The sequence below is a fragment of the Acidimicrobiia bacterium genome (assembly GCA_040880805.1).
Lineage (GTDB): Bacteria > Actinomycetota > Acidimicrobiia > IMCC26256 > DASPTH01 > DASPTH01.
Genome location: JBBDHW010000067.1, coordinates 1 through 18974, shown reverse-complemented (window position 1 = coordinate 18974; position 18974 = coordinate 1). Strand labels below are relative to the sequence as shown.

Sequence of the window (18974 nt, the reverse complement as noted above, 5' to 3'; positions counted from 1 at the left end):
TCGCGGCCGTTCGCTCCCCCACCATGGCTCGCTCTCTGCCAGCCGGGATACCCGGCTCGCGGCCGTTCGCTCGAGTGGCGAGTTCACTTCGCTCCCTCCGGTCGCTCCGTTCACCGCGTGTCCCCAGCCTCGCGCGAACCATCGACCTTCACGCCGACTGCCGCGAACGCGACGTCGAGCGCACGGGGGTCGGGGTCGTGCACGATCTCGAGGCCCTCGGCGCCGGGGAGCACGAACGTGAGCCCTCCGACCGACTTCTTGTCGCGGCGCATGACGTCGAGAAGGTCGGCCGCGCTGATCCCGCCCGGCGCGGTGATCGGGAGCCCGAGCGACTCGACCGTGACGCGGTGCCGGTCGACGGCTTCGGCGTCGAGCCGCTCCAGCGCGCCGGCAAGCGCGCCCGCGAACACGAGGCCGACCGAGACCGCCTCGCCGTGGAGCAGCTCATAGCCGCCGGCCGTCTCGAGCGCGTGGGCGAGAGTGTGGCCGTAGTTGAGCGATGCACGGATGCCGGTACGCTCCTCGGGATCGGCCGCGACCACGCTGGCTTTCATCGCGACACACGCTGCGACGAGCCCCGGGAGGACGCCGGCGTCGCGCGCGATCACCGCGTCGGCATGGTTCCGCACGATCGCGGCGACGCGCTCGCCGCCGGGCATGAGCGCGTACTTGGCCACCTCGCCGAGCCCGGCACGGTATTCGCGCGGTGGGAGCGTCGCGAGGGTCGACACGTCGGCGAGCACGGCGACGGGCTGGTGGAAAGCACCCACGAGGTTCTTACCCTCGGGGAGATTCACTGCGGTCTTGCCGCCTATCGCGGCGTCGACTTGCGCGAGCAACGTGGTTGGGGCCTGCACCACCGCGATGCCTCGGTAGTACACCGACGCGACGAATCCGGCGGTGTCGCCGACCACGCCCCCGCCGAGCGCGACGATCGCGTCGCCGCGCAGCAGCCCCCAGCGCGCGAGCTTCGAGCACAACTCGTTGACGGTCGCCAGGGTCTTCGCCTCTTCGCCGTCGCCGATGAGGAACACGTCGGTCTCGGCGCCGGCACCGTGCAGGGCAGTGGTGAGCACGGGGGCGTGGAAGTCGGCGACGCCCGCCTGGCTGACCACCGCGACCTTCCGCCGGGCGCCGACCGCGCCCGCGACCTCGGCCAGCGCGCCCTCGCCCACGACCACGTCGTAGGGCGCGCCGGGAATGGCGACGGTCACGCGTTCCACGCGTGCAGCTCCTCGAGCACCGAGGCGGCAACCTCGTCGACCGTGCGGCCCTCGGTGTCGACGGTGACGTCCGCCGCTGCCTCGTATGCCGGAGCGCGCGTGTCGCCCAGACGCGTGAGCGTGGTGACGCGGTCACCGCCGACAAGCAGCGGTCGTGAGTCGTCGCCCCCCAGACGGGACGCGAGGACCGCAGGCGGCGCGTCGAGCCATACGACGAAGCCGGAGCCACGCAGGACCCGACGGTTGTCGGGGTCGAGCACCACGCCGCCGCCGCCCGCGATGACGAGGGCCGCCGGCGACGCGGCGGCGTCAGCGACCGCGACGCGCTCGCGCGCGCGGAATCCCGCTTCGCCCTCGGTGGCCCACAGCTCCTCGAACGGGACGCCGGCCGCCGCGACGACGAGCTCGTCGGTGTCGACGAACGGCCGGCCAAGAAGCTCGGCGCATCGCTTTCCGACGGTGGTCTTGCCCGCGCCCATGAGGCCGACCAGAACGAGATGGCCTTGCATGTCAGTGCAGCGAAGCGGTATACGCCTCGAAGTTGCGGGTGAGCTCGGCCATCGAGTCGCCGCCGAACTTGCGGGTGACTTCTGACGCGAGGACGAGCGCGACCATCGTCTCCGCGACGACGCCCGCGGCCGGTACCGCGGTGACGTCGGTGCGTTCCTTGAACGACACCGCTTCTTCCTTCGTCTCGACGTCGACAGTACGGAGCACGGGACGGTTCAGCGTCGACAGGGGTTTCATCGCGACGCGTGCGACCAGCAAGCCACCCGTGGTCATGCCACCCTCGGTGCCACCGGCGCGCGTGGACGCGCGCACGTACTCGTCGGCGTCGGCATCCCACAAGATCTCGTCGTGCGCCTCGCTCCCGCGTTTGCCGGCGACCTCGAACCCGTCGCCGATCTCCACACCCTTCATGGCCTGGATGCTCATGAGCGCCTGTGCGAGCAGGCCGTCGATCTTGCGATCCCAGTGCACGTGCGACCCGAGCCCTGGCGGTACGCCGTAGCCGAGCACTTCGACGATCCCGCCGAGGGAGTCGCCGACCTTGGCCGCGGCTTCGACCTCGGCGATCATCGCAGCCTCCACCTCGGGATCGAAGCAGCGCACCGGTGACTCGTCGACGGTCGCGAGGTTCTCAGGGGTTGGGCGCTGCTCGGCCGTCGCGCGTGCGGCACCCATCTGGATGACATGGCTGATGACCTGCGTGCCCAGTTCGGCGAGCAGCAGCTTCGCGAGCGTGCCCGCAGCGACGCGCGCCGCCGTCTCGCGCGCGCTCGCGCGTTCCAAGACGTTGCGAGCGTCGTCGAATCCGTACTTCTGCATCCCGACGAGATCGGCGTGGCCGGGTCGCGGCGTGTGCAGCGGCTTCTCGGTGGCGCCGGGCGCGGGCGACATCTCGTCCTGCCATTTCGGCCACTCGGTGTTGTGGATCACGATCGAGACCGGCGAACCGAGCGTGAGCCCATGGCGAATTCCACCGAGGATCTCGACGTCGTCGCGCTCGAAACGCATCCGCGGACCGCGGCCGAACCCCAGGCGGCGTCGGGCCAGCTCGTCCTGGAGCTGTTGGTCGGTGACGGAAAGACCGGCGGGAAGCCCTTCGACCACCACCGTGAGGGCGGGGCCGTGCGACTCGCCGGCGGTCAGGTAGCGAAGCACGGTTGACCTCTACTCGGACCTCGGCAGTGGAGGGTCCAGGATACCGGGGCGGCGCGACGACGACGGGGGTCTATCCGCCGCGGTACCAGGTGATGACCGCGTCGCCAACGAGTATTGCCGTGAGCGCGCCGGCGGCGAGGAACGGCCCGAACGGGAGCGCCTGATTGCGCTGGCGGCGACGGGTGGCGATCAACACGACCCCGACGACCGCGCCGTAGAGGAAGCCGAGGAAGAGCCCGAGCAGTACCTCTCCCCAACCGAGCCAGCCGAGCGACAAGCCGAGCACGAACGCGAGCTTCACGTCGCCAAAGCCCATACTCCGCGGCGAGATCATGTGGAGGACGAAGAAGATCGCGAATGCGATCAGGCCGGCGGCGAGCCCGCGCACGAATGCGTCGAGGTCGTCGTCGCCGAGCGACGCGATCGCGAGGAGCGCGATCATCGCGAGCGCGAGCGGATACACGATGCGGTTGGGCAGGATGTAGCGCTCGAGGTCGATCGCGGACAGCTCGACGAGCGCCACCGCGAGCACGAGGTACGCGGGAAGCGCCCACGAGTCAACGAATCGCGCGGCAAGCGCGCCGAACAGTGCGCCGCACACGATCGCGACCGTCACCTGGCGCGCGGCCGACGACGAATAGACGACGCTCTCGTCCTCCACCGGACCGGTGACGGGCTGGCGGCGAGGCACGCGCGTGATCACGGGGTCGAGCAACCAGCCGACTGTGAGCCCCACCACGGAGAGTGCAGCGACGAGTGTGGCGGTCATGGCGACGGTTCCATTCGCGCAGCGGCGCGCATCGCGTCGAGCGGCGCGTCGACACCGGTCCAGAGCTCGAACGCGAGCGCGGCCTGGTGTACGAGCATGCCGAGGCCGTTCGTGCATCGCGCTCCTCGGGCCCGGGCGGCGGCAAGGAAGGGCGTCTCCATAGGGTGATACACGGTGTCGACCACGGACTGTCCGGGGTTGAGGCGCTTTGCGTCGATCGGAGCGTCCTCCCCCTGCATTCCGAGAGGTGTGGCGTTCACCACGAGGTCGAACGCGCCCGGGTCGCAGGCCGACAGGAGCGCAGTTTCGGCACCGGCGGTGAGACCGGCCGCCGATTCGGCGGCGTCCATCCGGCGTGCTGCAACGGTCACCCGTGCGCCGGCGGCGCCGAGCGCGAGCGTGATCGCGCGCGCGGCACCGCCCGCTCCGAGCACCAGTGCGGAGCAGCCGCCCGGGTCGACGCCCTCGTCGCGCACCGCGCGCAGGAAACCCTCGCCGTCGGTCGACGCGCCCAGCAGGCGGCCCCGAACGGTGGGGACGACGGCGTTCACTACGCCGAGCGTGGTTGCTTCCGGCGTAAGCTCGTCGCACGCCCATGCGGCGTCCTGCTTGTGCGGCATCGTGACGCTCATGCCGCCGAGGCCGAGGCTGTGCACCGCCTTCACCGCGGCGCGGCCCGAGCCTTCGGGCACCTCGAACGCGACGAACACCCAATCGAGGCCGGCAGCCGCGAACGCGGCATTGTGGATCGCCGGCGATCGCGAATGGCGGATCGGGTCGCCGATTACCGCGGCGAGGCGCGTCGCGCCGGTGACCGTCACTCGCCACTCACCCCGTGCTCGTCGATGTTGCGCTGATGCTCTTGCAGGGTTGTGGCAAAGCGCGTGACACCGTCCGTGCCGGTGACGTAATAGAGGTACGGCACGGCGGCGGGATGCAGCGCGGCGCGCAGCGTGGGATCGGTGACCGTCATGATCGGCGTGGGCGGCAGGCCCGTCACTCTGTAGGTGTTGTACGGCGAGTTGATCTGTTTGTCGGCGTTGTTCGGCACCGGCGGGCAGCCGCCCTTCGCGTAGCAGAGCGTGGCGTCGATCTGGAGCTGCATCCCCCGCGCGAGCCGGTTTGCGATCACCGCGGACACAAGTGGCGCGTCGTCGGTCGCGCCGGCTTCGGCCTGGATCAGTGACGCGATCTTCACCGTGTCGTACGCCGTGGCACCTGCTGCAATGGCACCGGCCGCGGTCGCGTGGTCGTCGAAGGCCGACACAATCGTGCGGAGGATCTCCGCATCGGTCTGGTGCTCGCCGATGAAGTAGGTGTCGGGCCAGGTGAGTCCCTCGAGCGACGAGACGCCCGCGGGCTGGACCTTCGAGCGCACCACTCCCGAAGCCGCGGTCTGGAGGAACTCGTCACGGCTGTGCCCGGGAAGCTGCCCGATGCGGTCGGCGATCTGGCCGAGGGTGAGCCCGGGCGGCAACGCCAGGGTGAGGTGCGACGCCGCGCCGGGCCCGCGTCGCAACTCGGCCGCCGCGTCGCGCACGCCGAGATGCTCGTTGAGCGCGTAGGTGCCGGCCTGGAAGCTGGTGCCCGACACCTTCGCCCAGATCTGGAACGCGAGCGACGAACCGATCACGCCACGGGCTTGCAGCTCGTCGCCGGCCTCCTGCGCGCCCCAGCCCGGTTGGATCTCCACCGTGACCGCGGCGCCGGCGTTTCCTGGCGGGCTCAGCTCCCACACGAACCACCCGGCGACGAACACGAACGGCAGCACGAGCGCGGCGATGATCCCGAGCGCGAGGAAACTGCGACGCCGTTGCCGCGCGCGCGCTTCCCGCCGGGTGACGGTGTCGTCGAGCGCGGGGAGCCCAGTAGTGGTGTCGGTTTCGGTGTCGATGCTCAACCGTTCGCCTCGAGCCACGACTGGAGGATGACGGTGGCGGCGGCTGCGTCGACCATCCTGCGCCGCTTGCCTTTCCGCACCTCGGCGTCCTTCAGATTCTGCTCTGCGATCACCGTCGAGAAGCGCTCATCGTAGGTGTCGACCCTCACGCGCTCGGGGCGCGCGAGCCACTTCAGCTTGCCCACCTCGTCCAGCACCGCACGGGCGGCGGGTCCCTGCCGGCCGTCGAGGCTCACCGGGAGGCCCACGACGATCCGCTTGGCGCCGATCTCGCGCGCCGCGGCGAGGATGGCCTGGTGATCGTCGCTCACGTCGTCGCCACGCTCGAGGACGGCCAGCGGACTCGCCAGCGTGTTGGACGGATCGGTGGCGGCGAGCCCGATACGGCGGCTGCCGAGGTCGACGCCGAGAACCCGGCTCACAGACCGCTACTCAGGCGCGCGCGGCGCCGCCCGCGGCCTCGGTGAGGAGCGCGAGCGCGTCGTCGATCGCCTCGATCTTCGGCCCCCCACCCTGCACCAGCTCGGAATTCTTGGCGGTCCCTCCGCCGAGCGCCTTGGCCGCATCGCGTGCGAGATCGGCGGCCGATACACCGCGGTCGACCAGATCCCTCGTGACGGCAACCGCGAGACCCGCTTTCGTGCCGTCGGGTGCGAGACCGACGAGCGCGACGATTCCGTGCCCGAGCGCGTTCCGCGTCGCGATCGCGAGCTGGCGCAGATCGTCGACGGTCATGCCGTCGCGCCGCGCGGCGACCACGCCGTCGGTCGCGTTCGCCGCGAGCGTGACCGCTTCGGCACCCGCCTGCTTCGACCGAACGGCTCCGAGCTCGTCTTGGAGCTCCTTGACCTGCCCGACGAGCCGGGCCACACGCTCGGGCAGCTCGGCCGGGCTGACGTTGAGCGAATCGGCCAGCTCGCGGAGCTGCACCTCTTCGTCGTGGATGCGGGCGAGCGCGGAGGTGCCGGTGACCGCGAAGATGCGCCGGAGGTTGGCGCCGATGGAGCCCTCGCTCGTGATCTTGACCGGCCCGATGAAGCCGAGCGCGTGCACGTGCGTGCCACCGCACAGCTCGACCGAGTGCTCCCCCGCCTCCAGCACGCGCACGAGGTGGCCGTACTTCTCCCCGAAGAACGCGATCGCGCCGAGGCTCTCGGCATGGTCCTTGGTGGTCTCGTAGTGGCGAACGGGCGCGTTGCCGATGACCTCGGCGTTCGCGAGCGCCTCGATCCGGTCGAGCTGCTCGCGGGTGAGCGCCTCGTGATGGCTGAAGTCGAAGCGCAGATAATCGGGTGATACGAGTGAACCGGCCTGCTTCACGTGTGAGCCGAGCACCTCGCGCAACGCCCAGTGCAGCACGTGCGTCGCGGTGTGGTTGCGCCGGATCCGGTCGCGCCGTTCGCCGTCGATCCGTGCGGTGACCTCATCGCCCTCCGAGAACGTGCCCGCCTCCGCGATGCCGCGATGCAGCACGAGTCCGGGCAGGCCGTACTGCGTATCCTCGATACGAACGCGCGCGCCTGCGGAAGCATCGAGAACGCCGGTGTCACCGATCTGACCACCGGACTCCGCGTAGAACGGTGTGCGGTCGAGCACCACCTCGACGCGCGTGCCGTCGCTCGCCTGCGCGACACGTTCGCCGCCGACCAGTAGTGCGCGCACCTTCGCGCCGGTGGTCTCGTACTCCTGGCGGCCGGTAAACTCGGTGGGCCCGAGCTCGTCGAGCAGCTCGCGGTAGAGCTCGACCGGCGCATCGTCACCCTTGCCGCCGGCCGCCGCGTGCGCCTCACGGGCACGAGCGCGCTGTTCGTCCATGAGCGCGGTGAACGCGTCGAGGTCGACGACGTGGTCGCGCTCAGCCGCGATCTCGCGCGTGAGGTCGATCGGGAAGCCGAGCGTGTCGTGCAGGAAGAAAGCGTCGGAGCCGGTGACGTCGCCTTCGGCGAGGATCCCGTCGAGGAGATCGAGCCCGCGCGCGAGCGTCTGCCGGAACCGCTCCTCTTCTCGCTGTACGACGGAGCGCACGAGCCCGTGCTGCTTCACGAGCTCCGGGTAAGCGTTCCCCATCACGTCGACCGTCGCGTCGACGAGCGCCGGCGTAACGAGCTGCTGGGCCCCCAGGAGGAACGCGTGCCGCACCGCCCGCCGGATAATCGCCCGCAGCACGTAGCCGCGCCCTTCGTTCGAGGGCACCACGCCGTCGGCGACGAGGAAGGTCATCGTGCGCCCGTGGTCGGCCAGGATGCGCAGCCACAGGTCGTGCTCACCGCCGGGGAAGCCGCCGTACTGCGTGCCGGTGGCTCTCGCGGCCGCCTCGACCAGCGGGAGGAGGAGGTCGGTCTCCCACGCCGACGCGACGCCCTGCAGAACGGTGAGGTTCCGCTCGAGACCGGCACCGGTGTCGACGCACGGCTTCGGGAGCGGCAGGAGCTCGCCGTCCGGCTGCGCGTCGAACTGCATGAACACGAGGTTCCAGATCTCGAGGTAGCGGTCCTCGGTTTTGGCCGGCCCGCCGTCGGGCCCGTACTCCGGACCCAGGTCGAAGAAGATCTCGGACGACGGGCCGCACGGACCGGTGTCGCCCATGCGCCAGAAGTTGTTGTCGCTCAACCGCTGGACGCGCTCGGCAGGCAGGCCCACGACGTCGGTCCAGATCTGCTCCGCTTCGTCGTCGGTGGCGTGCACCGTGACCCAGATCCGGTCGGGATCGAGCCCGTACACCTGGGTGACGAGCTCCCACGCCCAGGGGATCACCTCGGCCTTGAAGTAGTCGCCGAAGCTGAAGTTGCCGAGCATCTCGAAGAAGCTGAGGTGCCGGTTGGTGCGCCCGACGTTGTCGAGATCGCTGTCTTTGCCCCCGGCACGGGCCACCTTCTGCACCGAGGTGGCGCGCTTGTACGGCGGCGTTTCGTCACCCACGAAGTAGGGCTTGAATTGCACCATCCCCGCGATCGTCAGCATCACCGAAGGGTCGTGCGGGATCAGGCTCGACGACGGCACCACGGTGTGGCCGCGCGCGGCGAAGAAGTCGGTGAACGCAGCACGGAGCTCGTCAGCCGTTCGGGGCGCCGCCACGGGACAAATCGTACAGGCAGTCGGAACGCCCAACCTGCGACAAACTCGTGCCGCGGCGGAGCGCAACGAGGACGCGCAGGGGCTGGGCCGGATCAAGGGCCGAGTTCGAAGGCGCACGGGCAGCGTTTCCGGCGCCGAGACAGGAAGTTGTCGTCAGCGCCGAGGAGGACGCGCACGCAACTCGAGTTCACGCTCGTGCGCAGCCGAACGCCCCTCGTCGACCGCAGCCGCGAGCTGGTCGCGCAACGACGAGAGCGAGTCGGTCATGCGGTTGGCGACAGCGCGCGGCTGGTAGCGATTGACCCGCTTGCGCACTTGCCGCGCTGCGGCGACGGTGGTGCCGACGCCGATGCCGAAGCCCACGGTGAGCCACGTGGCTCGCTTGAACATCAGCTGCGTTTCCCATTGCCGTTGCCGCGCAGCTTCCGCACCGCGCGGCGCGTGCCGGTACCGACGGCCATCGCCTTCACGACCGGGCTCGTGATCACCCGATCGGCGAGGGCCGATGCGGCATCCACTCGGTCGGTGACCCGCTCGGCGCCGCTGACGAGCGCGTCGACCCGGTCGAGCTCGTAGTCGGCGTCGCGTACGGCCTCACGCAGCTCCCGCAGCGCGGCGCCCGACTCACGGCGGAACTCCGACGCGGCGGTTCGCAGGGCGCGTGTGGCGCGGTCGAGGCGCACGATCATCACCACGAGCACGACGAGCAGCACGAGGCAGATCTGCGCGCCGATGATCGCCGCCCATTCGCTGCCGCTCATGGCTCCTCGCCGTCTGCGTTCGATCGCCTCGGGCGGCGGTCGACGTCGGCGCCCCGGCCGCTCGGGCGCCAGTACACGTCGTCACGTTCGTCCGGTCGGTACTGCTGATCCACCCAGCCTCCTGGCTCGTCATGGGGGTACACGTACCCCTTGCCGTGCCCCAACTTCGCCGCGCCAGGGTAACTGGAGTCGCGGAGGTGGCGCGGGACCGTGCCAGCCGGCTCGTCGCGCACCTCGGCCTGTGCGGCCCACAGCGCAGTGGCCGCGGAGTTCGACTTCGGTGCGGTCGCGAGGTACACGACCGCGTGCGCGAGGTTGAGCTGAGCCTCGGGCATGCCGACGAACTCCACGGCGCGCGCCGCCGCGTCGGCAACGACAAGTCCCTGCGGATCGGCCATGCCGACGTCTTCGGACGCGAGGATCACCATCCGCCGCGCGATCAATCGCGGATCCTCCCCCGCCTCCACCATGCGCGCGAGCCAGTAGAGACCGGCGTCGACATCGGAGCCACGGATGCTCTTGATGAACGCCGACAGCACGTCGTAGTGCTCGTCGTCGCCGTAGCGCAGCGCGCGCAACGCGAGCGCGGCTTCCGCGTCGCCGAGGTGGACGGTGTCGCGCGCCTCTTCTGCAACGAGCGCGGCGGCGACCTCGAGAGAGGTGAGCGCGTGTCGGGCGTCGCCCTCGGAGCGATCGACGAGATGGTCGAGCGCATCCTCGTCGACGGTGAGGTGCTCGCTGCCGAGTCCGCGGTCGGCGTCATCGAGCGCGCGCTGCAACAGCAGACGCAGGTCGTCGGGAGAGAGCGGGTCGAGCCGGAACAGCGTCGAGCGGGACAGCAGTGGACTCGTGAGCGAGAAGAACGGGTTCTCGGTGGTCGCGCCGATGAGCACCAACAGTCCTTCTTCGACGTGCGGAAGGAGCGCGTCCTGTTGCGTGCGGTTGAAACGGTGGACCTCGTCGAGGAACAGGATCGTGCCGCGGCCGTGCTCGCCCATTCGGGCGCGGGCGCGCTCGGCGATCTCGCGGACGTCCTTCACGCCCGCGGTGACGGCCGACAACGGCTCGAACGCCTTCTCGGTCGCGCCGGCGACGAGACGCGCAATCGTGGTCTTGCCGGTGCCCGGCGGTCCCCAGAGGATCACCGACGACAGCCGGTCACCCTCGATCAGCACGCGCAGGGGCTTGCCCTGACCGAGGAGGTGCTGCTGGCCGACGACGTCGTCGAGCGTTCGCGGGCGAAGCCGAGCCGCGAGTGGTGCGCGCGCTTGCAATCGCTCCGCAACCGCCGCAGAGAAGAGGTCGTCGGGCAAGGGACATATGGTACGGCCGCCGCGCGTTCCGAGTTTCTTGGGTGATTTTGTGATGCGCCTGTCAACGTTCGGAGGTACTCGGGCGTACTCTTCGTGTGGGCGTGGCTACGGAGGCTGCATCAGTGGTCGGCCGGGACGAGGAGCAGGGCACGCCACCAGTCTCGGTCACGATCGATCTCGTCTTCGAAGAATCCTTCGAGGAGTTGTACACACGCGGGTACGGTACGGCCTTCCAACTGCTCGGCCGCCGCAGTGAAGCCGAAGAGGTCGCCCAGGAGACCCTGGCGCGTGCGTTCGTGCACTGGTGGAAAATCCGCGACTACGCCGAAGCGTGGGTGGTTCGGGTGGCCGGCAACCTCGCGATCGATTCGTGGCGTCGGACCCGTCGCCTCCAGCACGGGGCCGCTCCCGACTCGCTCGCTCCCGAGCCTGATGTGGCCCGGGTCGACCTCCACCGAGCGCTCCACACGCTGTCGCGACGGCAACGCGAGGTGCTCGTGCTGCGGTTCCTCGCCGACTTGCCCGAGGCGGATGTGGCGAAGGCGCTCGGATGCTCCGTGGGATCAGTGAAAGTCCATGCGAGTCGCGGGCTCGCCGCATTGCGTACGACGATGGGCGCTTCCCGGGAGGTGGCGTGATGCCGACCCCTACCCTGACCACAATCGACCTCTCAGATCCCTCTCCGCCCGTTCCGGGCGACCGCGAACGCGCGGCGGTGCGTGCTCGGGCCACGCAACTCGGCCGCCGCCGACGCGTGGCGCAAGGCGCGAGCGCGCTCGCCGTCGTGGTGATCGTCGCCCTCGGCGCCGCCGCGCTGACGGCCGGCGGATCGGGAACGGCGCCGGTCGCCATCCTGCAGGTCAAGTCTTCGACGCTGGAACCACGTTCCACCGTGCAGGTCGACCTGAAGAACGGCGACAGCACAGTTTCAGGTGAGGCCGACGCGAGCGGTACGGTCCACTTCGGCCATGACATCGCGCCGGGTACCTACAGCGTCTTTGTCACCGTCGACGGCCCTCCGGCGGGCCCCACGGAGCGCGGCGTCGACATCGGTACCGCACGAATCGCGTACAGGTCCATCACGATGACACTCGACGCGGGAGTGAACACGCTCGACCTCGGCACGTTGACTCCTCTCTGAACTGATCCGGCGGGCCGGTCTTCGATCGGATCGCCGTCCGTCCGCCCCGCCCGGCCGTAGCCGCCCCCGCCCTGCGCTACGGCTTAGGGCGGGGCGTGACGTTCAGGCCGAGCTCAACGAGCTGTGCAGGATCGATTGGAGTGGGTGCACCAGTGAGCGGGTCGGCGCCCGACTGCGTCTTCGGGAACGCGATCACTTCACGAATGTTGTCCTCACCGGCGAGCACCGCGACCAGGCGGTCGATACCGAACGCGAAGCCCGCGTGCGGAGGCGCGCCGTAACGGAACGCGTCGAGCAGGAACCCAAAGCGCGATTGCGCTTCCTCCGCGGTGATACCGAGCAGCGAGAAGATCCGCTGCTGGACGTCGCGGCGGTGAATCCGCACGCTGCCGGAACCGAGCTCCCAACCGTTCAGCACGAGGTCGTACGCCTGCGAGCGAACACCGAGGAGGTCCTCGCCCGTTCCGTGCTCGAGGATCTCCATGTCGTCGGGGTGCGGCATCGTGAACGGGTGGTGTGCGGGGATCGGGTTGCCGTCGTCGTCGATGCCCTCGAACAAGGGAAAGTCGACGACCCACAAGAAGTGCAGGCCGCCCTCGTGCACCGGCGGTCGACCGAGCTCCACCCGCAAGGTGCCGAGCACGTGGTCGACGAGTCGCTGCGTGCCCGCAACGACGAGCAACAGATCGCCCGTCTGCGCCCCCAGCGCGTCGCACAGCCCGAGCTGCTCGGCAACGCCCAGGAACTTCGTGACCGGCGAGTCGAGCGCGCCGTGCTCCAACACCCGCATCCACACGAGGCCGGCTGCTCCGAGCTGCTTCGCGCGGTCGACCAGCTTGTCGACCTGCGCCCGCGACATTCCGCCCTCGCCCGGGAGCCGCATCCCCTTCACCGCGGGCGCCTGGAACGCGCGGAACTCGGTGGCGGCGAACACTTCACTCAGACCGCGGAGCTCGAGCCCGAAACGCACGTCGGGCTTGTCGGATCCGTAGAACTCCATGGCGTGATGCCATGTCATGTGCTCGACCGGGCCGGGGCGCGTGCCGGTGATCTCCTCCGCCGCGTCGAGCACAATCTCTCCGATCACGGCCATCACGTCGTCGGCGCCCGCAAAGCTCATCTCCGCGTCGAGCTGCATGAATTCGAACTGCCGGTCGGCGCGGAGGTCTTCGTCGCGCAAACAGCGCGCGATCTGGTAGTAACGATCGAGCCCGCCGACCATCAGGAGCTGCTTGAAGAGTTGCGGGCTCTGCGGGAGCGCGTAGAAGGAGCCGGGTGAGAGGCGCGAGGGCACCACGAAGTCGCGCGCGCCCTCGGGCGTGGACGCGATGAGCATCGGCGTCTCCACCTCGACGAACCCCTGCGCGTCCAGCCCGCGGCGCAGCGACGAGTTCACGCGGGCGCGGATGCGAAGGTTGCGCTGCAGACGCGGCCGGCGAAGATCGAGGTAGCGGTGCCGCAGGCGGAGCACTTCGTCGGCATCGATGCGGTCGTCGATCGGGAACGGGGAGGTGTCGGCCTCGCTCAGTACCTCGAGCAGGGTCGCCGCAACCTCGACCGCGCCGGTCGGCAGCGTGTCGTTGACGGTCCCCTCGGGTCGGGCCCGCACCGGACCTTCCACGCGGACGACATACTCCCCGCGCACGCGGTGCGCGTCGGCGCCACGGGGACTCTCGGGATCGACGACGACCTGCACGATCCCTGCGGTGTCGCGGACGTCGAGGAACACGACGCCGCCGTGGTCGCGACGACTGTCGACCCACCCGCACACCACGACCTCGCGGCCGATGTCGGCAGCACGAAGGTCACCGGCGCGATCGGTACGCATCATCGTGTGGCTTCCTCGTCTTTACGAGCCTGGAGCCATGCGGCAAGCGTGTCGCGGGGAACCTCGACCTGCTCGCCCGAGCGGAGATCCTTGGCCACGACCGCGCCGCGCTCGGCTTCGTCGCGACCGAGCATGACGCCGTACGCGGCGCCGGACTTGTCAGCAGCTTTCCACTGCGCCTTGACGGAACGGTCGCCGTACGCGCGCTCGACGCGCCATCCGCTCTCGCGCAAGTCGATCGCGAGCAACGTGACCTCGCGCGAGCCCTCTAGGCCGAGACCGTTCACGACGAACACGGCGGCACGCGGCCGCTGCTCGGTGAACACGCCTTCGGCGTCGCAGGCGATGAGCACGCGCTCGATGCCTACGCCAAACCCGATCCCGGCAGCGGGCTTACCGCCGAGCTGCTCCGCGAGCTGGTCGTATCGACCCCCGCCACCGATCGACGTTTGCGCGGCGTCGACGAGGGCGGGCAGGAACTCGAACGTAGTGCTCGTGTAGTAGTCGAAGCCACGTACGAGCCGAGGATCGAGCTCGTGCGCGATACCGAGTTGGTCGAGGCCTGTTTGGACGCGCTCGAAGTGATCGCGCGACGCGTCGCTCAGGTACTCGGTGATCTGCGGCGCGTGCTCGATCACGTCCTGCCAGTCGTCGCGCTTGCTGTCGAGCACACGCAGCGGGTTCTGCTCGACGCGCTCCCGGAAGTCGTCACCCAGCGTGCCGGAGTGGGCAAGCAGGTGCTCGCGCAGCTTCTCGACGTAGACGGATCGGCTCGCGGGATCGCCCATCGAGTTCAGCAACAGACGGAAGCGCTCCAGCCCGAGGGCACGGTAGAACCCGTCGGCGAGCGCGATCACCTCGACGTCGACGTCGGGATCCTCGACCCCGAGCACCTCCACGCCCACCTGCCAGTGCTGGCGGTAGCGGCCCTTCTGTGGGCGCTCGTAGCGGAAGTGGGGCGCGAGGTACCAGACCTTCCACGGCACAGGCGGATGGTGCTGCACGAAGGCGCGCACGACCGACGCGGTGCCTTCCGGGCGCAGCGCCAGCCGGCGTCCCCCCTTGTCCTCGAACTCGTACATCTCCTTGCGGACGACGTCGGTGGACTCACCCACTCGCTGGAACACCTCGAGGTGCTCGAAGATCGGTGTGACGACGAGGTCGAATCCGAAACGCGACGCGCGCTCCGCGAAGGTCGCGATCAAGGCCTGCCAGCGGTCGGACTCGGGAGGGAGGACGTCGCGCGTGCCGATCGGCGCGCGAAAGCGCGACTTGTCGTCGTCGGCACGCGACTCCTCAGGCACCGGCGCATGGTACCGGCGCGGGGTTCAGCGACCCGCGACCGTTTCGTCGTAGCGGTGCAGCGCGTCCCCCACGACGAGATCGACGTCTTCGGGAAGGAGAAACCGCTCCACGACGAGTTCCCCGGCGGCTTCACGGACCCTCGCCTCGTAGTCGGCGTGGTCGGTGTACCGCTGCTCTGGCGGTGGGCCGGTGCACGGCAGCCGGCTGCCGATGAAGTCGGGCATGAGGTCGGGCAGGCCGTCGATCGAGGGGCGGACGTTCCAGCCCGTGTACGCGGCGACCGGCTCGACGAGTTGCGGGAGCCGCACACCCGCGATCTCGTTCCCGTGTTCGTCGAGCGCGCTCACGATCACGGCCGACGCGTCGTCACCTCCGCCGGGAAGGGCGTCGGGCGTGGGCGTGTACACGCCGGGTCGCGCCGCGAACCGGGCCAGCGCCTCGGCGCGGTCGATCGCGGTGCCGTCGTCGAGGCGGGGCACACGACTGGGCGGCGGCTCGACGTCGTCGCGCACCCACCGCTCGAGCGCCACGAAGATCGCTCGTTCGGGACCGACGGCGCTCAGCCCGTTCGGCGGATTGACGGCGGGGATCATCGCCGCCGCGAACGCACCTATTTCGCCGAGATGGTCGACACCCGCGAGGAGATAGTGCCGCACGCCGGGCGCGTCATCGACGTCGGTGCGCGCTACCGCGTTGCCGTGCGCGAGCCACGCGTCGCCGCGCCAGTACTCGGCCGCGCTATTCGTCGCCACGACCTTGGGCATGCCGCCGACTGCGCGCTGGCGTTCGAGTAACGCGTTCGTCGTGAACGGCGCCACGTCGCCCGGGCCGCGCCAGATCACACCGGGCTGCCCGTAGCGACAGTTGAACTCACCGCGCCGACCACCCGCGATGTGCACATGCACGCCGTCGAACACCGCGTTCCCGTTCTCGTCGACGTTCATGCCCTCGGAGAGGAAGTGCCGGAGGAAGCGACCCGACTGCGACGCACCCGTCGCGAGGGTAAAGTCGACGCGTCCGGCGACCGGGTTGCCGTCGGACGCGTCGGCACGTCGGAGCCACGACACCGCGTCGCGCACCGCGAGGAACCCGACACCGACCACGGGGCAGCGCGCGGTGCGGTACACGACTTCGTAGATACGACCCGCCTCGAAGCCACCGTCGAGCGCGATGTGCTCGGCATCGGTGAAGCGCCACGACCCGCGCTCGATCGGCGTGCCGCGGTCTTCGGGGGCGTCCTGCACGGTGAATGTGGCGTGGGGATCGGCGAGATCGGCGGGCCGATACGGGAGCGGCGGCGCGAGGTTCGGGTCGAGGGCGAGCCCGGCGAGGCGCACGGTGCCGGCAGCCGTGGGTGGCTGGACCCGCACGCGCACCGGGCCGGTGATCGGTCGATCGTCGTCACCGAGAGCTTCCGGCGCAGCGACTCCGACCATGCCCGCGCGCCGCACGATGTCCCACTGCCAACCGGACCACGCGACGGTGTACCCGCGGCGGAGCAGAAAGCCGTCGCCGGGTTCGATGCGATCCGACAGGCCCGGGATCGCGAACGCGCCCACGCTCAACGGCAGGCTCGGCACCGAGCCCCGATTCGCGACGCTGTAGAGCAGCCCGCGATTGCCGGCGTCGGGGTCGACGGGACGCAACACGACGAGATCGGACTCGAATGTCACCAACCCGTTCGCGTCGCGGAGTGCACGATCCAGGTCGACGATCCGCAGGCTCGCATCGGTGGCTGGATCGACCGCGTACCGTAAGACCGCGCGCACCGCTTCGTACGCCCCTGCGTCGCCGAACGAAGTGCCTTCTTCGTACGGCTCGACCGTCATCGACTCGATCGCGCAAACCGCCACGGCGCGAGAGCTTAAGTGTGACTCGCTTCAAGGGGGGTCGGGAAGCAACTCCATTCGAGCGGCGGGGTCGAACGCGTCGCTCGAGGGATCGACGCCCGGGCCCCCCCGCTCGCGCTCCAGCCGAAAGCTACGAACGACGGAAAGAATGACGCCGAACATGAGCGCGCCCGCTGCCCAGCGCAACAGCAGAACAATCAAGGGTCGACGGTCGCCCACTTCCATGGGTTCCGGTAGACCCATTCGTCGAGCTTCGCGAGCGTCGACGCCACTTCCTCGTCCGTGTCAACGCTCGCACGGTTCGACCGACCCAAGCGATTCAATAGTGGAATCCGAACGGCTGCGCAGGGTTGTCGAAGGCGCCGTCGACGCGCGCGGCCGCGCCCCGATCGCCGGATATCTGCCTTCTCTGCGACATTCGGTGCGCGTCGGCGCGTGATTCTGTGCGTCAGCTCGGTACGCCGAGATCAACGCCGTGGCGGCGCGCCAGCCGCTCGCAGATCTCCGCCGCCTGCACCCCGCTACGGTCTGCCGCCACGCGCACGTAGACCGCAAGCGCGTCGAGGGCCCAGACCCACAAGTCGTCGCTCTGCCACCAGACCACCTCGTCGAGCAGTCCGGGATCGACACCAGCGCGAATCATCGCGGCCGCTCTGAGCGCGTACTCGCTGTGCTGATGCTGGACCTTGGTGTGCGCGGTGCACTCAGGCAGGTACCGCTCACGGATCCCCTCGAAATCGATCGGCTCGTCACGTGACGCGCCCGCTTCCTCGATGGCATCTGCTGCCAGCTCCAAGAAGACCTCACCCGGGAACGTGTCGTTCTTCGGATGCAAGGAATACAGCTCGAATCGCAACTCGCCGAGATCGGCGCCGGACCCGATCCCCGAGAGCGCGATCCGTATCGCCTGGAGGCGATCCTCAGCCGTCGGAGCCTTCCGAGGCGTCATGGTCTCGAAGTTAGACCCTCGCCTGCCCCGGGCATTCGGTAGCCACGTTCTGCACGGGATCGCGTATCGCAAGCACGTCGCAGTTCGGCAGTTATGCGCGAGACGCATCATGACCACCGAGATCTCACTCGAGGGCTGGGATATCAATCCGTCGGACGACCAAGAGTGGATGCCGTGGGGTCGGGTCCGAGGAGTCCGCGCGCGCCGAGGTCCTCGGTCGCCCGACGGGTACACGGTGGTGCTCGTCACGAACCCGGGTACCCCGTGATCTTCAAGCTCTAGCCCGACCGCGATCGCGTCGCGGTATCGTCGGGCTCGGCAAGCCAGGAGTCGAGCACGCGCGGAGGGGGATCCGGCAGTGAGTGACCCGCCCGGCGACCCGTCGTCACCCCGGCTGACCCCGCGCGAGCGCGACGTGCTCATCGAGTTGTGCAGGCCCCTCGCCGCGTCGGGCGACGCGTTCACAGAGCCGGCGTCGATCCGCCAGATCGCCGATTCACTGTTCGTGAGCGAAGCCGCAGTGAAGCAGCACTTGGCGCGCCTGTACGACAAGTTCGAGATCTACGACGACAGCGGTCGTCGGCGGGTGCATCTCGCCAACGCGGTCATGGAGCGCGGAGTCCTCACCCGCACCGACCTGCTCGCCTCCTCACCATCGGGCGAGGCTCCCAGCCAGGCCGTTGAGGAGCAACTCGGGCCGGCGCGCGCCGCGGCCGGTGGTCGCGACTGGACCGCAGCCTTCGACGCCTTCGTCGCGGCTGAATCCGCCGGCACCGAGCTGGGCGCCGGCGACCTCGAGCTGCTCGGCGAAGCCGCGATGTACATCGACCGTCATCCCGAGTCGATCGCGGCGCGCCAGCGTGCCCACTCCATCTACCTCGCGGCCGGCGATCAACGGAGCGCGGCCCGGGTCGCCCTCGCGCTCGTCATCAACCACGCGGCCCGGCTCGCCCCGTCGGTCGCGGGCGGCTGGTTGAACAGCGCGCGGCGTCTGCTCGAGGGTTGTGACGACTGCCCCGAGCAGGGGTACGTGGTCGCGACTACCGCCCTCTTCGCGCTGCTCGGAGGTGACGCGGCAGCCGGGCGCGGGTACGCGCAGGAGGCGTTCGCGTTCGGGCAGCGCTTCGACGACGCCGACCTCCGCGCGCTCGGCCTCGCGCTCGAAGGGGCGGCACTCGCCCGTCTCGGCGAGGTC

The 18974-nt window shown here is 69.7% G+C and carries 19 protein-coding genes; 4 read left to right on the top strand and 15 right to left on the bottom strand.

The window, feature by feature from the left end; all coding sequences use genetic code 11:
- Window positions 1–110: 110 nt before the first annotated feature.
- The 11 genes from aroB to WD271_17145 form a co-directional block, all read right to left on the bottom strand.
- Window positions 111–1223: a 3-dehydroquinate synthase gene (gene aroB, locus WD271_17195; protein ID MEX1009556.1), complete on the bottom strand. Its 1113-nt coding sequence runs from the start codon at window positions 1221–1223 to the stop codon at window positions 111–113.
- Window positions 1211–1732, bottom strand: coding sequence for a shikimate kinase (locus WD271_17190; GenBank protein ID MEX1009555.1), 522 nt, complete (start codon window positions 1730–1732; stop codon window positions 1211–1213). The genes aroB and WD271_17190 overlap by 13 nt, the downstream gene beginning before the upstream one ends.
- Window position 1733: 1 nt before the next feature.
- On the bottom strand, window positions 1734–2888 hold the full coding sequence (gene aroC, locus WD271_17185; protein MEX1009554.1) for a chorismate synthase: 1155 nt from the start codon (window positions 2886–2888) through the stop codon (window positions 1734–1736).
- Between the two features lie 70 nt (window positions 2889–2958).
- Window positions 2959–3657: an A24 family peptidase gene (locus tag WD271_17180; protein MEX1009553.1), complete on the bottom strand. Its 699-nt coding sequence runs from the start codon at window positions 3655–3657 to the stop codon at window positions 2959–2961.
- On the bottom strand, window positions 3654–4478 hold the full coding sequence (gene aroE / locus WD271_17175; protein ID MEX1009552.1) for a shikimate dehydrogenase: 825 nt from the start codon (window positions 4476–4478) through the stop codon (window positions 3654–3656). Before aroE ends, WD271_17180 begins: the two co-directional genes overlap by 4 nt.
- Window positions 4475–5575 (bottom strand): endolytic transglycosylase MltG, encoded by a 1101-nt coding sequence (gene mltG, locus WD271_17170; protein ID MEX1009551.1) that lies wholly within the window; start codon window positions 5573–5575, stop codon window positions 4475–4477. Before mltG ends, aroE begins: the two co-directional genes overlap by 4 nt.
- Window positions 5554–5979: a Holliday junction resolvase RuvX gene (gene ruvX / locus WD271_17165; protein ID MEX1009550.1), complete on the bottom strand. Its 426-nt coding sequence runs from the start codon at window positions 5977–5979 to the stop codon at window positions 5554–5556. The genes mltG and ruvX overlap by 22 nt, the downstream gene beginning before the upstream one ends.
- Before the next feature lie 10 nt (window positions 5980–5989).
- On the bottom strand, window positions 5990–8632 hold the full coding sequence (gene alaS / locus WD271_17160) for an alanine--tRNA ligase (protein ID MEX1009549.1): 2643 nt from the start codon (window positions 8630–8632) through the stop codon (window positions 5990–5992).
- Window positions 8633–8785: 153 nt separating this feature from the next.
- On the bottom strand, window positions 8786–9022 hold the full coding sequence (locus tag WD271_17155; protein ID MEX1009548.1) for a hypothetical protein: 237 nt from the start codon (window positions 9020–9022) through the stop codon (window positions 8786–8788).
- A complete protein-coding gene (locus tag WD271_17150) occupies window positions 9022–9393 on the bottom strand; it encodes a hypothetical protein (GenBank protein ID MEX1009547.1) in 372 nt (123 codons plus the stop codon). Before WD271_17150 ends, WD271_17155 begins: the two co-directional genes overlap by 1 nt.
- Window positions 9390–10706, bottom strand: coding sequence for a replication-associated recombination protein A (locus tag WD271_17145; protein MEX1009546.1), 1317 nt, complete (start codon window positions 10704–10706; stop codon window positions 9390–9392). The genes WD271_17150 and WD271_17145 overlap by 4 nt, the downstream gene beginning before the upstream one ends.
- 101 nt (window positions 10707–10807) lie before the next feature.
- Between WD271_17145 and WD271_17140 the strand changes: the two genes are divergently transcribed.
- Window positions 10808–11344: a SigE family RNA polymerase sigma factor gene (locus tag WD271_17140; GenBank protein ID MEX1009545.1), complete on the top strand. Its 537-nt coding sequence runs from the start codon at window positions 10808–10810 to the stop codon at window positions 11342–11344.
- Entirely contained in the window at window positions 11344–11847 is a 504-nt protein-coding gene (locus WD271_17135) for a hypothetical protein (GenBank protein ID MEX1009544.1), read from the top strand. The genes WD271_17140 and WD271_17135 overlap by 1 nt, the downstream gene beginning before the upstream one ends.
- Window positions 11848–11923: 76 nt before the next feature.
- Here WD271_17135 and aspS read toward each other — a convergent pair whose 3' ends face one another.
- The 4 genes from aspS to WD271_17115 all read right to left on the bottom strand — a co-directional run bounded on the left by aspS (window position 11924) and on the right by WD271_17115 (window position 17779).
- Window positions 11924–13678 (bottom strand): aspartate--tRNA ligase, encoded by a 1755-nt coding sequence (aspS, locus tag WD271_17130; GenBank protein MEX1009543.1) that lies wholly within the window; start codon window positions 13676–13678, stop codon window positions 11924–11926.
- Window positions 13675–14979 (bottom strand): histidine--tRNA ligase, encoded by a 1305-nt coding sequence (hisS, locus tag WD271_17125; GenBank protein ID MEX1009542.1) that lies wholly within the window; start codon window positions 14977–14979, stop codon window positions 13675–13677. Before hisS ends, aspS begins: the two co-directional genes overlap by 4 nt.
- A 24-nt stretch (window positions 14980–15003) precedes the next feature.
- The gene (locus WD271_17120; protein MEX1009541.1) at window positions 15004–16833 is read right to left on the bottom strand and encodes an alpha/beta hydrolase domain-containing protein; all 1830 of its coding nucleotides are present in this window, start codon (window positions 16831–16833) and stop codon (window positions 15004–15006) included.
- A 445-nt stretch (window positions 16834–17278) separates the two neighbouring features.
- Window positions 17279–17779, bottom strand: a complete 501-nt coding sequence (locus WD271_17115) for a hypothetical protein (protein MEX1009540.1) — start codon at window positions 17777–17779, stop codon at window positions 17279–17281.
- Between the two features lie 109 nt (window positions 17780–17888).
- Between WD271_17115 and WD271_17110 the strand changes: the two genes are divergently transcribed.
- Window positions 17889–18047: a hypothetical protein gene (locus WD271_17110; protein ID MEX1009539.1), complete on the top strand. Its 159-nt coding sequence runs from the start codon at window positions 17889–17891 to the stop codon at window positions 18045–18047.
- Between the two features lie 90 nt (window positions 18048–18137).
- The coding region (locus tag WD271_17105) for a helix-turn-helix transcriptional regulator (GenBank protein ID MEX1009538.1) at window positions 18138–18974 on the top strand (837 nt) is incomplete at its 3' end.